Source organism: Halorussus vallis (assembly GCF_024138165.1).
GTDB classification, from domain to species: domain Archaea; phylum Halobacteriota; class Halobacteria; order Halobacteriales; family Haladaptataceae; genus Halorussus; species Halorussus vallis.
Window position 1 is genome coordinate 211,333 of sequence record NZ_CP100002.1, and the last position, 21,480, is coordinate 232,812.

The 21,480-nt window shown below is 66.1% G+C and carries 18 protein-coding genes; 12 read left to right on the forward strand and 6 right to left on the reverse strand.

The window, feature by feature from the left end; genetic code table 11:
- Window positions 1–173 precede the first annotated feature (173 nt).
- Together NGM07_RS23560 and NGM07_RS23565 are read left to right on the forward strand one after the other, a co-directional pair.
- Window positions 174–1,307, forward strand: coding sequence for an ABC transporter ATP-binding protein (locus tag NGM07_RS23560; RefSeq protein WP_253521393.1), 1,134 nt, complete (start codon window positions 174–176; stop codon window positions 1,305–1,307).
- Complete coding sequence (locus NGM07_RS23565; protein ID WP_253521395.1) at window positions 1,304–2,452, forward strand: ABC transporter ATP-binding protein; 1,149 nt, start codon at window positions 1,304–1,306, stop codon at window positions 2,450–2,452. Before NGM07_RS23560 ends, NGM07_RS23565 begins: the two co-directional genes overlap by 4 nt.
- A 14-nt stretch (window positions 2,453–2,466) precedes the next feature.
- On the opposite strand, the gene NGM07_RS23570 is transcribed toward NGM07_RS23565, so the two are convergent.
- Window positions 2,467–3,582 carry a mandelate racemase/muconate lactonizing enzyme family protein gene (locus NGM07_RS23570; protein WP_253521397.1) on the reverse strand — a complete coding sequence of 372 codons (1,116 nt, stop codon included), beginning with the start codon at window positions 3,580–3,582 and terminating at the stop codon, window positions 2,467–2,469.
- A 119-nt stretch (window positions 3,583–3,701) separates the two neighbouring features.
- Between NGM07_RS23570 and NGM07_RS23575 the strand changes: the two genes are divergently transcribed.
- Together NGM07_RS23575 and NGM07_RS23580 are read left to right on the forward strand one after the other, a co-directional pair.
- Window positions 3,702–4,526, forward strand: coding sequence for a PIG-L deacetylase family protein (locus NGM07_RS23575; protein WP_253521398.1), 825 nt, complete (start codon window positions 3,702–3,704; stop codon window positions 4,524–4,526).
- Window positions 4,527–4,682: 156 nt separating this feature from the next.
- On the forward strand, window positions 4,683–5,411 hold the full coding sequence (locus NGM07_RS23580; protein WP_253521401.1) for a glutamine amidotransferase: 729 nt from the start codon (window positions 4,683–4,685) through the stop codon (window positions 5,409–5,411).
- Between the two features lie 30 nt (window positions 5,412–5,441).
- Here the strand turns inward: NGM07_RS23580 and NGM07_RS23585 are convergent, their stop codons facing one another.
- The gene (locus NGM07_RS23585; protein ID WP_253521404.1) at window positions 5,442–6,446 is read right to left on the reverse strand and encodes a hypothetical protein; all 1,005 of its coding nucleotides are present in this window, start codon (window positions 6,444–6,446) and stop codon (window positions 5,442–5,444) included.
- Between the two features lie 259 nt (window positions 6,447–6,705).
- Here NGM07_RS23585 and NGM07_RS23590 point away from each other — a divergent pair, with 259 nt between their 5' ends.
- Window positions 6,706–7,917, forward strand: a complete 1,212-nt coding sequence (locus NGM07_RS23590) for an aminotransferase class V-fold PLP-dependent enzyme (RefSeq protein WP_253521407.1) — start codon at window positions 6,706–6,708, stop codon at window positions 7,915–7,917.
- A 456-nt stretch (window positions 7,918–8,373) separates the two neighbouring features.
- On the opposite strand, the gene NGM07_RS23595 is transcribed toward NGM07_RS23590, so the two are convergent.
- Window positions 8,374–9,447: a glucose 1-dehydrogenase gene (locus NGM07_RS23595; protein ID WP_253521410.1), complete on the reverse strand. Its 1,074-nt coding sequence runs from the start codon at window positions 9,445–9,447 to the stop codon at window positions 8,374–8,376.
- Between the two features lie 21 nt (window positions 9,448–9,468).
- Window positions 9,469–9,858 carry a Rid family detoxifying hydrolase gene (locus tag NGM07_RS23600; RefSeq protein WP_253521413.1) on the reverse strand — a complete coding sequence of 130 codons (390 nt, stop codon included), beginning with the start codon at window positions 9,856–9,858 and terminating at the stop codon, window positions 9,469–9,471.
- 930 nt (window positions 9,859–10,788) lie between these two features.
- Between NGM07_RS23600 and NGM07_RS23605 the strand changes: the two genes are divergently transcribed.
- The 6 genes from NGM07_RS23605 (at window position 10,789) to NGM07_RS23630 (ending at window position 18,867) form a co-directional block, all read left to right on the forward strand.
- On the forward strand, window positions 10,789–12,009 hold the full coding sequence (locus NGM07_RS23605; RefSeq protein ID WP_253521416.1) for a molybdopterin molybdotransferase MoeA: 1,221 nt from the start codon (window positions 10,789–10,791) through the stop codon (window positions 12,007–12,009).
- A 2-nt stretch (window positions 12,010–12,011) separates the two neighbouring features.
- Window positions 12,012–13,181, forward strand: a complete 1,170-nt coding sequence (locus NGM07_RS23610) for an MFS transporter (protein WP_253521419.1) — start codon at window positions 12,012–12,014, stop codon at window positions 13,179–13,181.
- Between the two features lie 121 nt (window positions 13,182–13,302).
- The gene (locus tag NGM07_RS23615) at window positions 13,303–14,505 is read left to right on the forward strand and encodes a CaiB/BaiF CoA transferase family protein (RefSeq protein WP_253521422.1); all 1,203 of its coding nucleotides are present in this window, start codon (window positions 13,303–13,305) and stop codon (window positions 14,503–14,505) included.
- Between the two features lie 42 nt (window positions 14,506–14,547).
- Window positions 14,548–15,759: an XdhC family protein gene (locus tag NGM07_RS23620; protein ID WP_253521425.1), complete on the forward strand. Its 1,212-nt coding sequence runs from the start codon at window positions 14,548–14,550 to the stop codon at window positions 15,757–15,759.
- 141 nt (window positions 15,760–15,900) lie between these two features.
- Window positions 15,901–16,410, forward strand: coding sequence for a (2Fe-2S)-binding protein (locus tag NGM07_RS23625; RefSeq protein WP_253521428.1), 510 nt, complete (start codon window positions 15,901–15,903; stop codon window positions 16,408–16,410).
- Window positions 16,411–18,867 (forward strand): xanthine dehydrogenase family protein molybdopterin-binding subunit, encoded by a 2,457-nt coding sequence (locus NGM07_RS23630; RefSeq protein ID WP_253521431.1) that lies wholly within the window; start codon window positions 16,411–16,413, stop codon window positions 18,865–18,867.
- Window positions 18,868–19,042: 175 nt separating this feature from the next.
- On the opposite strand, the gene NGM07_RS23635 is transcribed toward NGM07_RS23630, so the two are convergent.
- Together NGM07_RS23635 and NGM07_RS23640 are read right to left on the reverse strand one after the other, a co-directional pair.
- Window positions 19,043–19,543, reverse strand: coding sequence for an SRPBCC family protein (locus tag NGM07_RS23635; protein WP_253521434.1), 501 nt, complete (start codon window positions 19,541–19,543; stop codon window positions 19,043–19,045).
- A gap of 26 nt (window positions 19,544–19,569) precedes the next feature.
- A complete protein-coding gene (locus NGM07_RS23640; protein ID WP_253521437.1) occupies window positions 19,570–20,460 on the reverse strand; it encodes an FAD binding domain-containing protein in 891 nt (296 codons plus the stop codon).
- Between the two features lie 222 nt (window positions 20,461–20,682).
- On the opposite strand from NGM07_RS23640, the gene NGM07_RS23645 reads away from it, so the two are divergent.
- Window positions 20,683–21,447, forward strand: coding sequence for a cyclase family protein (locus NGM07_RS23645; protein ID WP_253521439.1), 765 nt, complete (start codon window positions 20,683–20,685; stop codon window positions 21,445–21,447).
- Window positions 21,448–21,480: the final 33 nt, after the last annotated feature.

A 21,480-nucleotide genomic window follows, 5' to 3' on the forward strand; every position in this document is an offset into this window, starting at 1 on the left:
ACCATCACCAGCTTCGACACTCCCTCGACCCGACCGTCTCAGCACGTCGACCACCACCGGCCTGTGAAACCCATTGACCGCCACAAATCCGTTGATTGGACCGACCGCCGCGAGTCCACCGTTTGGACCGAACGACACCGGTCTACTGGCCGATGCCGAGGAGGATGCGACGGATGGTAAGTTCGATGGAGGGTGAACGCCGACCCACGGCGAACGCTACCGACGAGCAAACCGACGCAGACGTCATACTGGAGGTTCGAGACGCGAGCGTCTCGTTCAACACTAACGACGCCGATTCTCGCGTCCTCCGTGACGTGGACCTCGACGTTCGTGCCGGCGAAGCACTCGGCGTCGTCGGCGAGAGCGGGTCGGGTAAATCGATGCTCGCCTCCGCGATGCTGGACGCCGTCGTCTCGCCGGGTCAGGCGAGCGGTGAGGTCATCTACCATCCGCCGGACGGGGAGTCCGTCGATATCCTCTCGCTCTCGCGGGAAGAACTGACGGCGCTCCGCTGGAACGAGATCTCGTTCGTCATCCAGGGTGCCCAGAGCGCGTTCAACCCAACGATGATAATCGGTGACCACTTCGAGGAGACGCTTCGCGCTCACGGCGCGAACGTCGAGGAAGGGATGGAACACGCCCGCGAACTGCTGGCCGACCTCTATCTGCCGGCAGAGCAGGTGTTGGAGTCGCATCCGTACGAGCTGTCCGGCGGCATGAAACAGCGCGCGCTCATCGCGCTCGGACTCGTCCTCGAACCGAACGTCGTCGTGATGGACGAACCGACGGCCGCGCTCGACCTCCTCATGCAGCGGTCCATCGTCAGCATGCTGGAGAACCTCCAAGAGAAGTACAACCTGACGCTGGTGTTCGTCACCCACGACCTCCCGCTGGTCGCGGACCTCGCCGACCGGTTGGCCGTGATGTACGCCTTCGACCTCGTCGAACTCGGCCCGACGGACGAGCTCATCGAACGTGCCGGCCACCCCTACACGCGCGCCCTGCTCAACGCCGTGCCGAACATCTCCGACCGGTCGATGAACCTGGAGGGCATTGAGGGGTCCAGCCCCAACCCCGCCGCAGTCCCCGCCGGCTGTTCGTTCCACGCCCGGTGTCCGCTGGCAGACGAAACGTGCAAAGCGAACGACCCGTCCATGCACGACGTGAGCGCCGACCGCCCGAACGACCACACAGCCGCCTGCTTCTACTGGGAGGCCGCCCGCGAGAAAATTCCGTTGACGCTCGACGACGCGGAGGATCCAATCGACCGTGAGTACGATGGGGGTTCCGGAGGTGTGCCTCGATGAGCCACACGGCCAACGAACCGTTGCTTTCGATTCGGGACGTGAGCGTCCACTTCGAGAAGAAGCGTCTGTTCGGCCTTGCCGGGTCCGAAACCGTCCACGCCGTCGACGATGTGAGCCTCGACATCTACGAGAACGACGTCGTCGCGCTCGTCGGGGAGTCCGGTTGCGGGAAGACGACGCTCGGAAAAACGGCCATCGGCATCCAGCGACCGACCGGGGGCGAGGTGCGTTACCGCGGTCAAGATCTCTGGGAGGCCAAGGATTCGGACGGCCTTCTCGGCCACCGAGGGGACCAAACGTACTCGTGGGCGGAGATTCGACGGTCACTTCAAATGATTCATCAGGACCCCGGCAGTTCGCTGAACTCGAACTACACCATCGAGTCGACACTCTCGGCGCCGCTGGAGAAGTGGCAACCCGATATGAGCGAGGCCGACCGCCGCGTCCGCATCTACGGCCTCCTCGAATACGTCGGCATGACGCCGGCGGAAGAGTACGCCGGTCGGTATCCACACCAACTGTCCGGCGGTGAGCAACAGCGCGTCGCGCTCGTCCGGGCGCTGTTGATGAACCCGGACCTCATCCTCGCCGACGAAGCCATCAGCGCGCTCGACGTGTCGCTCCGCGCGGAGATGATGGACCTGATGCTCGAACTGCAAGAACAGTTCAACACCTCCTACCTGTTCATCTCGCACAACCTCGCCAACGCGAAACACCTCACCCAACGCGCTGGCGGCCGCATCGGCATCATGTACCTCGGCGAACTTGTCGAAATCGGGACGCCGGAACAGATAATCCACGACCCACAACACCCCTACACGAAGGTGTTGCTGTGGGCAACTTCGGACCTCCGGAACCGCTCGGACGGCGTCTCGACGCCGCCGGTGCGGTCGCTCGACATCCCCGAACCGACCGACCCGCCCTCGGGATGTCGGTTCCACACGCGTTGTCTCGAAGCACGGGAGGCCTGCACGCGCGAGTGCCCGTCGCTCGAAGACCACGACGGCGACGGCCGACGGACCGCTTGCTTCCGCGCGGAACCGGACCACGAGTATTGGGAGAGCGAACCGCTCGGCGGTGAGGGGACGCGAGAAGAAGGTGGGTCCGACGACGCGAGCAGACGCGAGACGGCCGGAAGCGACTAAGTTCCCGATTTTAGTCAGTCGACCCGGTACCGTTCGACCTTGTCCTCGTCCACTTCGACGCCGAGGCCCGGCCCGTCCGGCACTGGCAACGCACCGTCTTCGACCTCGAACGGGTCCTCGATGACGTAGTCGTTCCACCCGTAGTAGACGCTGTCAGGCGGCAGATTGATGCCGGGCGTGCTCGCGACCGTGTGGAGCATCGCCGCGGTCTTGACGCCGAGGTCGAACCCGCAGTGGTGGGAGACCGAGACGCCCGCGTTGGCGGCCATCGCGACCTGCTCGCGGACGCGAAGGATGCCACCTGCGGGGACTAGATCGACGACGGCGACGTCGATGGCGTCGGCCTGTAGGAGGTATCTGAGGTTTCGCGGAAAGTACGTGTCCTCGTTGACCGCTATCGGCGTCCGGACGCGGTCCCGGAGCGAGGCGTACGCGCCGTAGGTGTCGATGCGGACCGGTTGTTCGAGATACTGGAGCAGGATGCCAGCCTCTTCGAGTCGGGTGGCGACCCTGACCGCGTCCTCGAACGACCACCCCTGGTTGGGATCAAGTCTGAACTCCAGTTGGCCATCCGCTTCGTCGTGCATTGCGCGGATGCGCGCCACGTCCTCGCGCCAGTCGGGACCGGCCTTCGTCTTCAACGTCGAGAACCCGTGTTCGACGGCCCGTCGGGCGTACGTGCGAGACTCCTCGGGTCCGAGGATGCCGAGACACGTGGCGATCTCTACCCGGTCACGAGTCTTCCCGCCGAGCAATCGGTGGACGGGTTGGCCGACCGACTTGCCGAACGCGTCCCAGAGGGCAGTCTCGACGGCGCCGAGGAACGGTCGCACCTTCACGTACGGGAAGTAGAACGACTCGACGAAGTCGCGTATCTCACCGACCTCCCGGCCGACGAGTTCGGGGGCGACGACGTCGTCCATCACGGCCTTCGTCACGGCGGCTGACTTCATGCCCACGAGCATCTCACCCCACCCGGTCACGCCGTCGTCGGTGTCGACTCTGACGAGCATCCGTGTGACAGAGGTAACTTCATCGTGGTTGCTCACGTACGGTGCGAGACCGAGGTCCGATTCGAGCGGCTTGACGCCCATCTCTACCGGGATGGCGTCGACGTTCGTAATCGACATACCTTCCCCTTGGTGTCCACCTACAAATAATTCCGTACCCGAATCAGTGAACGTCCGCGTGGCGGCGAAGAGACGTTCGGTTCGTAGATTTTATACTGCCGCCGGGTGTCCCGAAAATCATGCCAACCGAGACGCTGCACGTTCTCGTCGTCGGTGCTCATCCCGACGACTGCGACCTCAAAGCAGGCGGAATCGCCTGCAAGTACGCCGACCGGGGCCACAAGGTGCTGTTCGTCTCGACGACGAACGGCGAGGCGGGCCACCACGAACTCGCAGGAAGGCAACTCGTCGAACGTCGCCACGCGGAGGCCGAGGCGTCGGCGGCCGTCGCCGGCGTCGAGTTCGAGATGTTCGACGTTCCCGACGGCCGTCTCCGACCGTCGCTGGAGAACCGCGACCGACTCGTCCGCCGGATTCGGGAGTTCCGACCCGACCTCGTGCTGACCCACCGGCCGAACGACTATCACCCGGACCATCGGTACACGTCCCGACTCGTGCGGGACGCCGCCTACCTCGTCGCGGTACCGAACGTCTGCCCGGCGACGCCCGCGCTCGACCGGAACCCGGTCTTCGCGTATTTGAGCGACACGTTCGAGCGACCGTACCCCTTCTCGCCGGACGTGGTCGTGGACATCGACGACGTTGCGGGACGGAAATTCGAGATGCTGGACTGCCACGAGTCGCAGATGTACGAGTGGCTACCCTCCGTCGAGGGCACGTTGGAGGCGGTTCCCGACGACCCCGACGAGCGATTCGAGTGGCTTCGAGGCGGCGGCCTCCCCCACGTCGAGGTACTCGCAGACGTCTCGGACCGCTACCGAGACGCCCTCGTCGAGCGGTACGGCGCGTCCGGCGAGGACGTTCGCTACGCGGAGGCGTTCGAGGCGAGCGAGTACGGCCGAGCGCTCACCGACGAGGCGGCCGAGCGTCTGTTCCCGTTCTGACAGGGCAGTTCGCCAGTCGAGACGACGGATTGGAGCGAGAACTACTTCCAGAATAGCGGTACGACACACCGGAGATTGCAGCATACCCGTCGGATAGCGGTTCGCCAGCGCCCATAATCCCTATACTTATGCCCCCAGCGTTCGACCCCGCGGACGATGACGAGCATCCTCCTCGCCGGCGAGTCGTGGGTGACGGTACAGTTCGAAATCAAGGGCCGAAACGTCCTGCGGGATAGTCGGTACGGCGAGGCGGCCGACAGATTCGTCTCGACGCTCGAAGAGATCGGCGCGTCGGTGACGTATCAGCCGTGCCACGTCGTCGCGGAGTCGTTCCCCCGAACGAAATCGGACCTCAACGAGTACGACCTCGTGATTCTCAGCGACGTCGGCGCGGACACGCTCCAAATTACGGAACGGGTCGCCGACGGCGACACCGACGTCGACCGCTGTGCGCTACTCGCAGAGTGGGTCCGGGACGGCGGCGCGCTCGGCATGGTCGGCGGCTACATGAGTTTCGCGGGGAAAGGCGGCCAGGCCAGGTACGGAACAACGCGCATCGCGGACGTGTTGCCGGTCGAAATCACCACGGGCGACGACCGAGTGGAGACACCCGACGGCGCAACCCCCCAGAACGAGGGCGTGCCGGACGCCGACCTCCCCGCGAAGTGGCCCCACATCCTCGGCTACAACCGAACTACGGCAAAACCGGACGCCGAGGTCTGGGCGACGGTCCGGGATGACCCCTTCCTCACCATCGGCGACTACGGTGACGGCAGTACGTTCGCGTACGCCACCGACTGTGCGCCTCACTGGGCACCAGAGGGGCTGCTCTCGTGGAACCACCTCCCGACGCTCTGGAGCCGCATCCTCGACCGTGTAACGTAGCCGAATCGTTCCAACGAGACCGCGCGTCGGTCAGGGCAACTCCTCGAGGTAGGCGTCCCACACGGCCATCGGGTCCTCGCAAGCGATCTCCGAGATCGTCCGACAGCCGTCGTAGCCCCACATGAACACGCTGTCCGCGCCGAGGTCGAGCGCGGTTCGTGTCGCGGTGCGTACGTCGTCCGTGGCCGACTCGCCGGACAATCCAAAGCCCTGAATCCAGAGCTGGCTCCGCAGACCGTGGTCGTCAGCGACCGCGACCAGTTCCTCGCCGAAGCGCGCGACGTACTCGCCGGGGTCGGCGTCCTCGGCGAACGCCGCCCAGTAGGGATCGGTCGCTAGCACGTCGACGTGCTCGTTCTTCGCCAATTCTGCCCAGTCGCGCGGTCCGTGGTCGGCCGACTGGGTGGGCATGAGACAGACGGCGTTCGTCGCACCCTCGTTACGGGTTAGGGCCATCATCTCATCCAGGAAGTCGAGCATCGAGGTTTCGCGGAACCGCGAAACCTGTTCGGTTTCGGTCGCGGGCATCGGCTCGTCGTAGCGTTCGCGGTACCGCTCTTTGCAGTGGTCGCACCGACAGCACCAGACGTCGTCGGGGTAGCCGTCTTCGTACCAGTGGACGTTGTGCCAATGCGGTTCGTCCCAGAAGAGGACATCTGCGCCGAGTCCGGCGGCGTCTCGCGTCCACTCGCGCATGTATTCGCGGAACGTCGGAGCGTTGAAGCAGGCGGCCGGGACGCGATTGCCGGTGTTGAGTACCTGCCGGGAGTCTGGATTGTGGGCGACGAACCGGGAGTACTCCTCGCCGCCGAAGACGCCGCCGACCGCCCACGGGTTGACGTAGGTCGTCAATCCCCACTCGTCGCTTGCGGCCACGATGTCGGCCATCGACTCTCGGTAGAACGCTCGGTCCCGCTCGCTGAACGTGTGGAGGACGGCGTCAAGTCCGGCCTCGCGGAAGCGCTCTACGTCCGCCGTCGCGTGTTCGGGGTCCTGTACGCCGAAGTAGCTCGTGCCGGTTTCGATATCGGACATATCCGTGACGTGCTGCGATGGTCGTTCGGATGCAATGAACGTACCGATACCCACGATAGAGAGCGCTTCCAAGCACAAACGACTCCAGAAAGACGACGATGAGCGCGAGCGCTCGGGGGGTTTCATTCCCCCGACGGTCGACTGGCTGGCGCGATTCCCAACAGTAGGTCGGTCGAAATCGGTCTCCGAACGTAAGTTCGAACGAATTCCGACGAGCGAACGCCGAACCTATTTACGGTCCGGCGCGCGAGACGTTCGTATGTCATCTCAGACGATCTACGAGGAGTTGGGCATCCCGCACGTCGTCAACGCGACGGGGACGAAGACGCGCATCGGCGGGAGCCGAATACGGCCGGAGGCCGTCGAGGCAATGGGTCGGGCGTCAGAGGCGTTCGTGCGGCTTTCGGACCTGCAGGCCAGAGCAAGCGAGTTAATCGCGGACGTGACCGGCGCGGACGCTGGCTACGTCGCGTCCGGTGCGGCGAGCGCGCTCGCGCTCGGCGCGGCCGCCTGCATCGCGGGCGACGATCTCGGCGCGATGGCCCGTCTGCCTGACACCGAAGGCGTCCCCGACGAGATCGTCATGCCGCGGACGCACCGGACGGGCTATGACCACGCGCTCCGCGGGGCTGGCGCGCGCATCGTCGACGTGGGGACCGACGACAAGCACCTCGGCACCGGCTCGCGGAACGTCGAACCCTGGGAAATCGAAGACGCTATCGGCGAGGATACCGCCGCGGTCGCCTACGTCGAAAAGTCCTACACCGAACCGCCGCTGGACGTGGTGTGCGACATCGCTCACAATCACGGCGTCCCGGTCATCGTGGACGCCGCCGCCGAGCTCCCGCCGACGAGCAACTTCGAGGCGTTCGTCGACGCCGGTGCGGACCTCGTCGCGTTCAGCGGCGGGAAGGCCATTCGCGGCCCCCAGACCACGGGAATACTCGCCGGACGGGGCGGCCTCGTCGAGTCGGCTGCCGCTCAGCACCTCGACATGCACGCCGCCGAGCAGGTGTGGGAACCGCCGCGAGAACTGGTCGATCCTGGTCGGTTCGGTGGCGTCCCGCGGCAGGGAATCGGTCGCCCGATGAAGGTCGGCAAGGAGGAACTCGTCGGTCTGATCCGCGCGCTCGAACTGTTCGTCGAGGAGGACCACGACGCGCTGGTCGAGGAGTGGCTCGACCGCGCACAGCGAATCGCCGCCGACCTCGACGAAGTCGCGGGCTTCGACACGTCGCTCACGGCCGACGACAAGACCGCCGTCGCTCCCGAGGTGGTCGTCTCGGTTAACGCCAAGGTCGCCGGCGTGTCGGCGACCGACATAGTCGGCGATCTCCGCCGCGAGGAACCGCGCGTGTTCGTCGGCGCGGACGCGCTTCCGGCAGGGGAGTTCACGGTCAATCCGATGTGCCTCACCGACGAAGAAGCCGACTATGCCGTCGAACGTATCACCGCACAGGCCGAGGAGTAACAGCATCGGTTTCTTCTGACTTGATACGCTTCCAGTACAGCGGAGACGGTATGCCCGAAAAGACGAAGACGAAAGCGTCTCGATAGTAGAACGGAGTTACCGGCGACCCCGAACAGGGTCGCGCAGACAGCAGAGGGACTGCTGCACGAGACTTACGAAATCGGTTGTCCCGAGGAGAGTACGTACTCTCCTCGGACGCGGACGAGGACTGGGATAACTCTCTGCGACGCGGACTGAACTGGTACGCCGCGCTGGCGGACTCCAAGATTCCCGTCCCCGGAGCGGTGTCCAAGACCTCCGTTCGTTCGACAGAAGCAAGTACACTATCGACCCGGTCGAAAAGACGTAGCGTCCTTGATTCCTGACGACACAGTACGATTAGCGCCGACGAATACGAAATCGTCGACGAGTACGGCACCCACGAGTCGTCGACGACGCCAACGTGATTCGGTGGCGCTACACCGTGTCGAACTCCACGACGCTCTTGATTACGTCGTCGCCGGTTTCAAACGCTCGCTCGACCTCGTCGGGGTCGTGGACGTCGGTAACGAGCGCGTCGGCGAACCAATCGGGGAACGCAGCAAGCGACGCTTTGGCGGTTTCGTACTGCGCGACGTTCGAGTTGACGCTGCCGAGCAACGCCTTGTTCTGCAACACCATCTCTCGATGGACGCGGCCGCCGTTGATTTCGATACGCCCGTCCGATGGGATGCCGAGCAGCATGCCGACGCCATTCGGTGCGAGCGCCTCGACGGTTTCGAAGGCGTGTGGCGCGTAGCCGGTCGCTTCGTAGATGAAGTCCATCGGCTCGTTTGCGTCCGGCACCGTCGAGAGGGGCGTCTCGCGCGAATCGATATACGTTGCCCCGAGGCGTTCGATTATCTCGATTGTCGGGTCGGGGCGGTTTCGCCGCCCGAGACAGTAACAGCGCTCGAAGTCGTCACTTCCGGCCAGCATTGCAAGCGTCAACAGCCCCAGTGGGCCGTTGCCGAGGATGAGCGCCGACTCGGGGTCCCACTCGAACGCCGATCTGCTCGCGTAGGCGTGTTCGAGCGCCTTCTCGGAGTTCGAGATCGGTTCGATGAGGAACCCGGTCGTTGCGAAGTCGTCGGGGACGCCGACGAGGAACGCTTCGGGGGCGGTGAAGTACTCCGACATGTAGCCGTGCGCGCCGACGATTCCTCGCTCGACGTACGCGCCGTCGGGGGCCATGTCGGGTTCGCCCCGCTCGAAGTATTCGGCCGTCGGTTGCCCAACGGGCGGCCGCCGGACGGTCGGCACGACGAGGTCGCCTTCGTTGAAGTCGGTGTCGTTGGCGTCCTCAACGACTCCGACGGCCTCATGGCCGAGGATTTGATACGCCGAATCTGCGGGAAATCCGCCGTGGTTCCCGTCGACGACTTCGTGGTCGGTGCCGTCAATGCCGATTCGGAGCGTTCGAATTAGTGCTTCACCGGACCCGGGGGTCGGTTTCGGCACGTCGATGACACGTGGTTCGGACTCGTCGCGTCGGACCGCGATAGCTCTCATTGTTCTGTCACCTTGTACTCCTCACTCCTCGCTCCCACGTGCGGTCGCGATGACCTCTATCTCAACGCCAATATCGATGGGCAGGTCCTCTATCTGGACCGCGCTCCGGGCTGGATATGGCGGCGACATGTACTCAGCGTACACCTCGTTGATGGTGTCGTAGTCGTCCATATCCTGGACAAAGACGGTTGCTTTCACCACATCGTCAAGTGAGCAATCCGCCGCAGCGAGAACTGCGTCGATGTTTTCGAGCGTTCGTGCGGTCTGCTCTCCGATGTCCTCGCCGACGATCTCGCCCGATTCTGGGTCGACGGGTCCTTGCCCTGAGACGTAGATCCGGTCGCCGTCGCGGAGTGCTTGTGAAAACGGGCCGATGCTCGGCGGTGCGGCGTCGGTGCTAATTTTGTCCATCAGTCTCCTCCGAACGGGCGTCGCGGGCGGGAATGGCCATTTCGCCGTCATAATTACGGTGGCGAGACGATGAACTATCCGTTCGAACTGCTCCGCGCAGTATACGTACCGTCATCAACCGTGTCCTCATGCCGCTGAACTATAAAACCGCCCGACGTTAGCCGTAATTGACAGTATATGTAAATTACCTTCGGTGGACTTTTGTAGGTTACTGCATGGCCGTTCTCCTCCCGGCCGCGCTATTTGTCCATTCGTATGGATTTTGAACGACCGAATAGCGGAAACAATCGACAGAAAATGCCGAGACGTGATGAAGACGGCGGGCTTGGCGTTCAGTAGGCATAAAGCCATAGCTCAAGTGTAACGATACGTGTGGAGATATATAAACATCACTGATGGGGTGCTTTCGTCCTTGAACTCCGCGTAAACGTAGATTCCGTTTCTATCTCCTCAAGTACGCTGGTTCGAACGTTGCATTCGAACGCCGTGAGCACCTAGTCTAATCGTCGTCATGTACGTGGATTCTCGATTCAGATGGCAATCTAGGTGGTGCGACCCAGCACCGTCGTCCAGCGCGATTACCGAAGTCGAGGCCGGACAGAGCGTTCCTTCATCGACATCCATCTCGGCGACCGCAGTGTGTCCGTCTTCGTCGATGGGAAGCATCGAACCGGGTTCGCCGTGGTAATTCGCGACGAACACGAAACTACCGGTTAGCATCGACGCTACAGTGTCGGGGTTCTGCCCCACCGATCGCCCGACGGTAATTGCGGACTCAAGAATCGAGGGACTACGGCAGAAACCCCTATCGAAAACACTTACTAGTCCGGAAATCGGTTTTCTTCAAAGCTCTTCCAGACGAATACGTGGCCGGAGCCATCCCGCCACGAGCCTGTACAATTTTGTAGCCTCCCTCGAAAAGGGGACTCGATGACCGACCACGGCCACGAGGATATGCTCTGGCGCTCGGAGGCGGTTCGGCGCGTGCTGGACCTGCGGGCATCGGTCCGGGCCGACCGCTCCACCGAGTCGGTACCGCTCGACGCCACTGCCGGGCGAACGCTCGGCGAGGACGTCACCGCCGACGCCGACGCGCCCGAAACGAGCTGCGCGACGATGGACGGCTACGCATTCGACGCGACCGACGACTACCCGCTCGACGTCCACGATGAGGAGGTGTTCCCGGAGGACGACGGCGGGGCGCTGGAACCAGGCGAGGCCGTCGAAATCGCGACCGGCGCACCGCTCCCGCAGAACGCGAACGTCGTCCTCAAGCGCGAGGACGCGACCGTCGAGGACGGCCGACTCACTGGACCGGCCCTCGAACCGGGGACCTACGTCTATGAGCGGGGGAGCAACTACCGGGCCGGCGAGACGCTGTTCGAGGCGGGCGAGCGACTCGCTCCGCGAGACGCCGTCCTACTGGCCGACCTCGGCTACTCGGCGGTCGCCGTCTGCCGGCGTCTGTCGGCCGGCGTCCTCGCGACCGGCACCGAGATTCACACCGGCCGGACCGAGGACCTCGACTCGCCGATGCTCCAGGGCCTCGTCCGGTCGTGGGGGCACGAGGCCACCTACGAGGGCACCGTTCCGGACGACTACGACCGCGTGAAGGACCGAATCGAGGCGGTCGCCGAAGACCACGACATGGTCCTCACCACCGGCGGCACCAGCGTCGGACACAAGGACCACGTCGTCCGAGCGCTCGACGAACTCGGGGACGTCCTGTTCCACCGCGTGCGGGTGCGACCCGGCAAACCCATCGCGGTCGCCGAACTCCCCGACCAGGACGCCGTCGCGTTCGCCATCCCCGGCAAACCCGTCGGGGCGCACGCCGTCGCGACGCTGGTCGCGCGCCCGTTCTTCACTGGCGCTGGGACCGACCTCCCGGGCGTCGAGGCGACACTGTCGCGCGCGGTGACGCTCGGGCCGGACGGGTTCGAGTACGCTGTTCCGGTGTTGCTCGACGGGGGTGAGGCGACCCCGTACGGTCACGTCGACTCCCCGCTCCGGGTCTACGACGAACAGTTCGACCCGAGCGTGCTCTCGTCGAGTACGCGGGCGACCAGGGCCGACGGTATCGTCGTCACGACCGACGACCTCGCCGAGGGCGAGACGGTGACCGTGGTCCCGTACTCGGTGCTGGAGTGACGATGTCGACGCTTCCGCGCCGCGCCATCGCCGTGCTCGGAACCGGACTGTTCGGAATCGGTCTCTCTGTTGGCGGATACGGCGCTTACGTCTCGCTGCTCATCGACCGGGGCGTCTCGCCCGACGTCGCCGGACTCGGGATGTCGCTGTTCCTGCTCGGGCAGTTGGTCGTCGTCCTCCCGGCCGACCGACTCTCGCGGGTCGTCCCGGTCGGACGCGTCGCGGCGGCGGGACTCCTCCTCGGCGGCGTCGGCGCGGCGCTCGGCGGCGTCACCTCGCTGCCCGCCGTCCTGGCCTCGCGGAGTCTGCTCGGACTCGGACAGGGGACCGCGTTCGTCGCCAGCATGAAGCACGTCGGTCGGACCACGACGGGCGGCGACACCGCGACCGCGCAGGGGTTGCTCGGCGCGCTGTTCACGCTCGGGTTCGCCGCGGGGCTGGCGGCCACGCCGGTCGTCCTCGACCCGTTCGGGCCGACGCTCCCCGCGGTCGTCGCCGCCGCCGCGGTCGCGGTCGGCGGCGCGAGCGCGTTCCGACTGGGTTCGGTCGAGACGCGGCCGCCGCCCTCGCTCGGAACCTACCTCGACCCGTTCGTCTCGCCGACCGGCCTCGCGCTCGGACTGGGGAACATGGCCACGTTCGGGTTCCTGATGGTCGCCGCGACGTGGTACGCCGACGTGCTCGAACGCGCGCCCGCCTTCCCCGCGACGGCGGTTCTCGTCGGCTTCGCCCTCGCGACGGTCGTCGGGCGCGGGGTCGGCGGGTGGCTCTCGCGGCGCGTCGGCGAGCGAGCGACGGTCGAGTTCTCGCTGCTCGGACTCGCCGGACTCCTGGGCGCCATCGCCGCGGCGGTGGTCGCCGACGCCCCGCTCCTGCTGGCCGTCGCGCTCGTCGGCACCGGACTGGGGTTCGGCGTGCCGTTCGGCCCGCTGTTCGGCCTCGCGTTCTCGGAACTGGCCGACGACGCCGGCGCGACGCTGGTCGGAATGCTGGTCGTCGGGAACCTCGGGGCGCTGGTCTACCCCTGGCTCGTGGGACGGTTGCTCGCGAGCACCGCATCCTACGCCGCCGGTTTCGGTGTCATGGCTGCCTCGGTCGCCGGCGTCTGGTTGCTCTGGCGCGCGACCGTCGGGGGCCGGACGTCGGTCGCCGCGGCGACCGACGTCCGGTGAGTACCCGGAATCTCGGGTGACGGTTCGAGAATCTCTCGGCGAGTCGCCGGCCACCCGGCGAATCGCAGGGCGACGGGCGCAAAGCAAAGTTTTCCCTCCGCCTTACGGTGTATGCGCACGGATGTCAATGGGAGATCGGATACTAGACGGTGTGACGGTCGTGGACCTCACGACCTTCGTGACCGGCGGATTCTGCTCGCTCATGCTCGCCAACCAGGGCGCGGACGTGATCAAGGTGGAGCGTCCGGGTGCGGGCGACGACAATCGCCACTCCGGCCCGCCGTTCATCGACGGCGAATCGCCGTACTTCTGGACGGTCAACTACGGCAAGAAGAGCGTCGAACTGAACCTCAAGTCGGAGGCCGGCAAGGAGGCGCTGTACGACCTCGCGGGCGAGGCCGACGTCTTCCTCCAGAACTACCGACCGGGCACCGCCGAGAAGTTGGGCGTCGACTACGACCGCATCGCCGAGGAGAACCCCGAGATAATCTACTGCGCCATCTCGGCCTTCGGCCAGACGGGTCCCTGGAGCAAGCGCCCCGGCTACGACTTGTTGGTCCAGGGTATGAGCGGCATCATGAGCGTCACCGGCGAAGCCGACGGTCGCCCGGTGAAGGTCGGCCTGCCCCAGACCGACCTCATCACCGCGATGTGGGCGGCGTTCGGCGTGGTCAACGGCCTCTACAAGCGCGAGCGGACCGGCGAGGGCGAGTACATCGACCTCGGGATGCTCGACGCGACCCTGCCGTGGCTGACCAAGCAGGCCGGCAAGGTGTTCGCCGGCGAGTCGCCCTCCCGGATGGGGACGAAAGACCCCGTGCTCGCGCCCTACCAGACCTACGAGACCGAAAACGGCCACATCAACGTCGCCTGCCTGAACCAGAAGCTCTGGGGCGCGTTCTGCGCCGCCATCGACCGCCCGGACCTCCCCGAGGACGACCGGTTCGAAACCAACGCCGACCGGGTCGAGCACATGGACGAACTCGAAGCCGAAATCGAGTCGACGCTGGCCGACCGCACGACCGACGAGTGGATGGAGATTCTGGTCGAGGAGGCGGGCATCCCCGCGGGTCCCGTCCAGAGCGTCGAGGAGGCGCTGTACAACGAACAGACCGAGGCGCGCGGCGTGGTGACCGAGATTTCCGACGGCGACCGCGAGATTCCGGTCGTCGAACACCCACTCAACTACGCGCACGCCGACAGCGGGTTCGCCGCCCCGCCGCCGAAACTCGGCGAGCACAACCGCGAGGTCTTCCGCGAACTCGGCTACGGCGAGGACGAACTCGACGACATGGAGGCCGCCGGCGCCTTCGGAGAGCGGTGACCCACGAAAATCCCTAAATATCCCCTCCCGTTAGCACTACCCATGAGTAACTCTCCCGACTCCGACCCCTGGAGCGCGACCGCCGGCGCGGTCCGCGACGCCCTCCGGCGCCACCTGGCGGACGACCGCCCGACCGCGCTCGCGACCGTCGTTGACGTCGAGGGGTCGGCGTACCGCCGCCCGGGGGCGAAGATGGCGATTCCGGTCGACGGCGAGAGCCTCGGTGCCGTCACCGCCGGTTGTCTCGAAGGTCCCGTCGCCGATATCGGCCGAGAGGTCGTCGAGTCGGACGCGCCGACCGTCGAGACGTTCGACCTCACCGACGACGGCGACGACGCCTGGGGACTTGGTCTGGGGTGCAACGGCGTCATCGACGTCCTGGTCGAACCACTCGACGGGAGCCTCCGCGCGCCCCTCGACCACCTGGACGACGTCCGCCCGGTCGCGGTGCTCACGGCCGTCTGCGAGACGGAGTCGGTGCCCGTCGGCGCCCGCGCGACGCTCACGGTCGACGACGAGGAAGACGAGAACGACGCGGCGGGCGGCGACCGCGCATGGTCGCCGCCCGCCGGGACCGGAGCGGCCGACGCCCGTCCGGCGCTCCCGGCCGACGTCGTCGCGTCGCTCCGCGAGCGAGCGCTTGAGTTCGCCGCGGCGGGCAAGTCGCAGACGGTGCGCGTCGAAACCGAGGACGGCGACCTCTCGGTGTTCGTCGACGGCCTCGAACCGGTCGCCGAACTACTGCTGTTCGGCAACCAGAACGACGTCCACCCCGTGGCGCGCCTGGGACGCGAGGCGGGGTTCCGCGTCACCGTCGCGTCGGCCCGCGGCGGGCGGGCCGACGCCGACGCGTTCCCCCACGCCGACCGCGTCGTTGCGACCCACCCGACCGACATCGACGAGGTCCTCGAGGACCCCGAGCGCACCTACGCCGTCCTGATGTCGCACAACTTCCTCGACGACCGCCTCGCGCTCCAGACCCTCCTCGAAACTGACGTGCCGTACGTCGGATTGATGGGTCCGAGAAAGCGCTTCGAGCAACTCCGCGACGACCTGAACGACGACGGCGTCGCGCTCTCGGAGGCCGACCTCGCCCGCATCGCGACGCCCGTCGGCCTCGACCTCGGCGGGGGCGAACCCGGCCAGATCGCGCTGAGCGTCGTCGCCGAGGCGGTGGCCGTCTCGAACGGCCGCGACGGCGGTCGACTCGCCGACCGAAAGGGGCCGATACACCCGCGCGACGAGTCGGCGTAGCGGTCGCTCGCGGGGTCGGACGCGCGGGCGTCCGCGGGGCGAGTCGGCCGTCGCGTCGGCTTCGGTTCGGTCGGTTTTCCGGCTCCGCCGTCGGAACGTTTATGACGTTTTCGCCTCTTTTGGATGATGTGATTAATCCCCATGAGCACCGATGACACATCGGTCCCCGCCGACCGTCCGACGGAGGAGATCACGGTCACCGTCAACGGCGAAACGGTCACCACGGAGGTCGAACCCCGCCACAAGCTCTCTGATTTCCTGCGCGAGCACCTGGGCCTTCGCGGGGTCCGGGTCGGCTGCGAACACGGCGTCTGCGGCGCGTGCACCGTACTGATGGACGGCGACGCGGTCAAGTCGTGTCTCAGCTACGCGGTGCAGGCCGACGGCGCAGAACTCGAAACCGTCGAGGGGTTGGCCGACGACGGTTCGCTCCACCCCATCCAGCAGTCGTTCCACGAGGAGCACGCCCTCCAGTGTGGCTTCTGCACCAGCGGGTTCGTGATGGCGACCAAGGAACTCCTCAACGAGAACCCCGACCCCGACGACGAGGAGATTCGCGAGGGGCTCGCCGACAACATCTGCCGGTGTACCGGCTACCAGAACATCTACGAGGCGGTGAACCGCGCCGCCGACCGAATGGAGGACGAGTAGATGTCGGGCACGCAGTCGCCGCCCGAGGCCGACGTCGAGGAGCGCGCCGGCGAAGCCGAGTTCACCGGCCGTGGACTCGAACGGGTCGAGGACCACCGCATCCTGACCGGGCGAGCGGAGTACGTCCACGACGTCGCCCCGGAGAACTGCCTCCACATGGCGCTCGTCCGGAGCATGCACGCCCACGCCGACATCGTCGACATCGACGTCTCCGCCGCGCTGGAAGTTCCGGGCTGTGAGGCGGTGCTGACCGCCGAGGACATAAAGGAGCGGTACAACCCGATGCCCTGCGGCCTCAACGGCTTCGAGGAGTGGTCGCTGGCCGACGGGAAGGTCCGGTACGTCGGCGAACCGGTCGCGGCCGTGGTCGCGACCGACCGGTACGTCGCGGAGGACGCGGTTGACGCCGTCGTCGTCGACTACGAAACGCGCGACTGCGTCGTCGACCCCCGGGGGGCGCTGGAGGACGACGTCGTCGTCCACGAGGAGTTCGGTTCGAACGTCGCCGACCGCGAGGAACTCGTCTTCGGCGACGTCGAGGGCGCGTTCGAGGACGCCGACCGCGTCGTCGAGTCCTCGTACTCGTGGGGCCGCATCTCGGGCGTCCCGCTCGAAACCGCGGGCGTCGTCGCGCAGTACGACGACGACGCCGACTCCTTCGACATTGACTGCAACATCCAATTGCACACGCTGGTCGACGACACCGTCTACGAGACGCTGGGCTACGGACCCGACGACGTCCACCTCAACGTGCCCGCCGACGTCGGCGGGAGTTTCGGCACCAAGATCGCCATCCACCGCTACTGCTGTCTCGCCGCGATGGCGAGCCAACAACTCGAACGACCGGTGAAGTTCGTCGAGGACCGCATCGAGAACCTCCAGGGCGGGGACATGCACTCCTCCGAGCGCGAGTACGAGGTGAAACTCGCGGTCGACGACGACGGGACGATCCGCGGCCTCGACGTCTGGTTCGTCGACGACTTCGGGGCGTGGCCGCGCTACCCCGTCAACCAGGTGCTCAAACCGCTGTCGGTGGTTTCGAACGCCTACGACATCCAGGACGTCCGCTACGAGTACGAGCTGGTGTTGACGAACAAGACCAGCCAGACCGCCTACCGCGGGTTCGGCGTCCCTTCCCACATCTACGCGCTGGAGATGATCGTCGAGGAGGCCGCCCGCGAACTCGGGATGGACCCCGACGAACTCCGGCGGCGCAACCTCATCGCGCCCGACCAGATGCCCTACGAACTCCCGACGAAGAACATCTACGACTCCGGCGACTTCCCCGAGGCGTTCGAGGAGATCCAGCGAATCGTCGACGAGCACGAGCGGTGCGAGGGCGGCCTGCTCGACCCCGAGGTCGTCGCGGCCAAGCGCGAGGAGGGCAAGTACCGCGGCGTCCGACCCACGGTCCACATCGAACCGGGCGTCAGCGGGTCGGACTGGACCGACCGCCAGCGCTCCGACCGGGCGGAACTCGACGACCGCGACCGCGACGACGTGGCCGAACTCCCCGAACACCTCCGGGCGGAGGTCCTGGCCGACGGGACGGTCAAGGCCTACATCGCGACCGACACCTCCGGGCAGGGCCACCAGACGCTCGTGAGCCAGTTGCTCGCCGACGAACTCGGCGTCCTGCCGAGCGACATCGAGGTCGGCTACCTCGACAGCGTCGAGGCCCCGACCGAGTACGGCACCGCCGCCTCCCGGATGGCGGTGATGCTCTCGGGCGCGACAGCGGGCCTCGGCCGCACGCTGGTCGAGAACCTCGAGGCGCTGGCCGCCCGCGAGTGGGACTGCGGCGTCGCGGAGGTGGCCTACCGCGATGGGCGAGTCGAACGCGTCGACACCGGCGAGTCGCTCTCGCTCGCCGACCTCGCCAACCGCGACGCCGACGGCGAGTTCGTCCGCGCGAGCTACGACTACGAGCACCCCGCCTCCCAGTTGGAGGAGTTCGACGAGGCGCTCTCGCGGAAGTTCCCGGTGTACCCGACCGCGGCGTTCGCCGCCAACGCGCCTATCGTGGAGGTCGACGCGAAGACCGGCGAGGTCGACATCCTGAAGTTCTACTCGCTGCGCGACTGCGGCACCCAACTCAACCCGACCATCGTCGAGGGCCAGGCCCACGGCGGCATCGCGCAGGGCGTCGGTGCGGCGCTCCAGGAGGAGTTCGGCTACGACGACGCGGGCCAGCCCCAGGCCATCACGCTGTTCGACTACAAACTCCCCTCCATCGAGAACGTCCCCGAAATCAAACTCGAACACACCGAGACGCCCTCGCCGTTCACCGAGACGGGCGCGAAGGGCACCGGCGAGGGTGGGATGATAGACGGTCCGGCGGCAATCGCGGCGTCGATCAACGCTGCGCTCGAACCGCTCGACGTCACCGTCGACCAGATTCCGTTCACGCCGAACCGGGTGCGCGAGCGCATCCGGAACTCGTCGGTCGAACGGTAGCGCGACGGCTCTTTTTGCTCCGGGGTTGCGAACTTCGTTTCCGAACGGACTCCGAGACCGTCGCACGAGACTGAGAGACGGTCGGACGGGGCACCCCGTCCGACCGTCTCGGCGAATCGTTTCGGCGAACCTTCTCGCCGGGGCGCGCTCGCGGAAGGAAGAAACGGCGGTGGCGTTATTCGAGGGACGCTTCGGCCTGCGGGGCCGCTTCGAGTTTCGACTCGGCGGGTTCGCCCTCGCGGGCCTTCTCCTCTAAATCCTCGAAGAAGTCGGTGACGAGTTTGTTCGAGACGCTCCCGAGCGCGCGCTGGCCCAGGCTGGCGATCATGCCCGATACCTCGGCCCGGGCGGCCCAGTCGACGCGCGTTCCGCCGGCGTCGAGTTCGACCAGCGCCATCTCGGCGACGAGGTCGAAGGCGTTGCGCGAGGCGTTGCCGTCGGCCTGCATCTCCAGCAGTTCGGGTTCGTCGGCCGCGGTGACCACGGCGTCGACGTCGAAGGTGGGCTTGACGCTTCCGACGCCCACCGCGATGGTCGCGGTGAGTTCGTGCGGTGATTGCATCTTGATGGTGTCACACCCCGGCGCGCATTCCGCGAGCACGTCCGGGTCGGTGAAGTACTTCCACAGTTCGTCTCTCGGCAGGTCGGATTCGAAATCGCCTTCAAATTCTAACATATGTATCGGTTTGAATCGTGTTTCGGTTACGTGTCGGTCGCGCGCCTGTAGGACGTTTCGAGCGAGCGCTTCGCGTACTCGCCGGCCACTTCGACCTTGAACTCCTCGTCGGCGTGCATCTCGGCCTCGGGGTCGGCCGCCTCGGTCGCGGCCGCGGCGGCCGCGTCGAGCGTCTCCTCGGTGAGCGGTTCGCCTTCGAGGGCCTCCTCGGCGTCGGGGACGCGCAGGGGTACGTCGGCGGCGTTCGCCAGCGCGACCCGCGCTTCCTCGATTACGGGGTCGTCGGCGTCGGGGTCGTCGACCCGGACGGCCGTGCCCGCGCTCACGGTGGGCCAGGTCTGTGCGGCGGGCTTGAGTTCGAGGAACGCCATCCCGGTCCGCTCCGGCGGGAAGGGTTCGGTCGGTATCGCGGCGCTCTCGATGATCTCGTCCTCACGGAGGTCGGTGAACATGTACGCGATGAAGTAATCGTCCACCGGGACCGTCCGAGAGTCGTCGGCCGAACGGAGCGTCAGCGTCGCGTCGAGCGCGAGGAGCGCCGCGGGGTAGTTGCCCGCCGGGTCGGCCTCGCCGATGCTCCCACCGAGCGTCCCGCGGTTGCGGACGCTCGGGCCGGCGATCTGTTCGGCGGCCTCAGGGAGCATCCGGACGCGCTCGGCGAGTTCCGCCGAGCGCTCGAGGGTCCGGTGGGTCGTCATCGCGCCGATCTCGATCTCGTCCTCCCCCACGTTGACGTAGTCGAGGTCCTCGACTCGGTTGAGGTCGATGATGTGGTCGGGCGTCGCCAGTCGGTTCGCCATCACGATGCCGAGCGACTGGTTGCCCGCCATCAGTTCGGCGTCGTGGTGTTCGGTGAGCAGCGACGCGACCTCCGAGACGGAGGTCGGTCGGTGATACTCGAACGGCGCGGGTTTCATGGCGTCGCCTCCATGCGCCGCCGGTTCGCCCCGCCGCGTAACGATTTCCAGTTCATCATGTGCCCTGAACGGAGGGAGTTATCGTTCCCCAAGGACAGTGTTACACTACCACACCAGTCCTTAATAAATGTTGGCCTACGATTCGGTCCCGGCGCTCGCGTCGCCCCCAAACCAACATTTAAGTCGCCCGCGACTGCCTACTGTAACGTAGAGGTACATTAGATGTTAGAAGGCTACGAGATGTACGATCTGACCCAGCCGTGGTCGCAGGACACGCCCGCATGGCCGACGTACGACAACCCGAAGGTGTGGTACGAAAAGAGCCTGGACACCGAGAAGGTCAACGGACAGAAGATAGAGTTCATGAACCACACCGGCACGCACTTGGACGGCGAGAAGCACTTCGTCGCCAACGGCCGGGACATCGAGTCGATGAGCCTCGACGAGTTGGTCGGCGACGCGGTCATCGCCGACATCTCCGACGAGGTCGGAGCGTACGACGTCTACACCAGCGAGATGATCGAGGACGCCGTCGACGTTCAGGAGGGCGACATCCTGTTCATCCACACCGGCTTCCAGAAGTACGCCTGGCACCGCGAGGAGGCCGACCCTCACGCGTTCTTCTGCAAACACCCCGGGCCGAACCAGGAGTTCGCCGACTGGGTCAAGGAGAAGAACCTGAACTACCTCATCCTCGACTGCGGGAGCGCCGACCACCCGATGAACACGGTGGTCCGGGACGTCCGCCCCGAACTCGCCGAGGAGGCGGCGGACCACCTCGGCGTCGACGACCTGGACGAGGTCTTCCCGCCGGAGGGCTACCAACTGATGCACACCGAACTGTTCCCGGAGGGCATCGTCCACGTCGAGAACGCTCAGGTGCCCGAGGAACTGCTGAACGAGCGTGTCCAGATCGGCACCTTCCCGTGGCGGTTCCGCGGGGGCGAGTCGTCGGTCTGCCGGTGCGTCGCGTTCAAAGAACAGTAGCGCGAGCGACCTTCGTTTTCGAAATCGAAACCG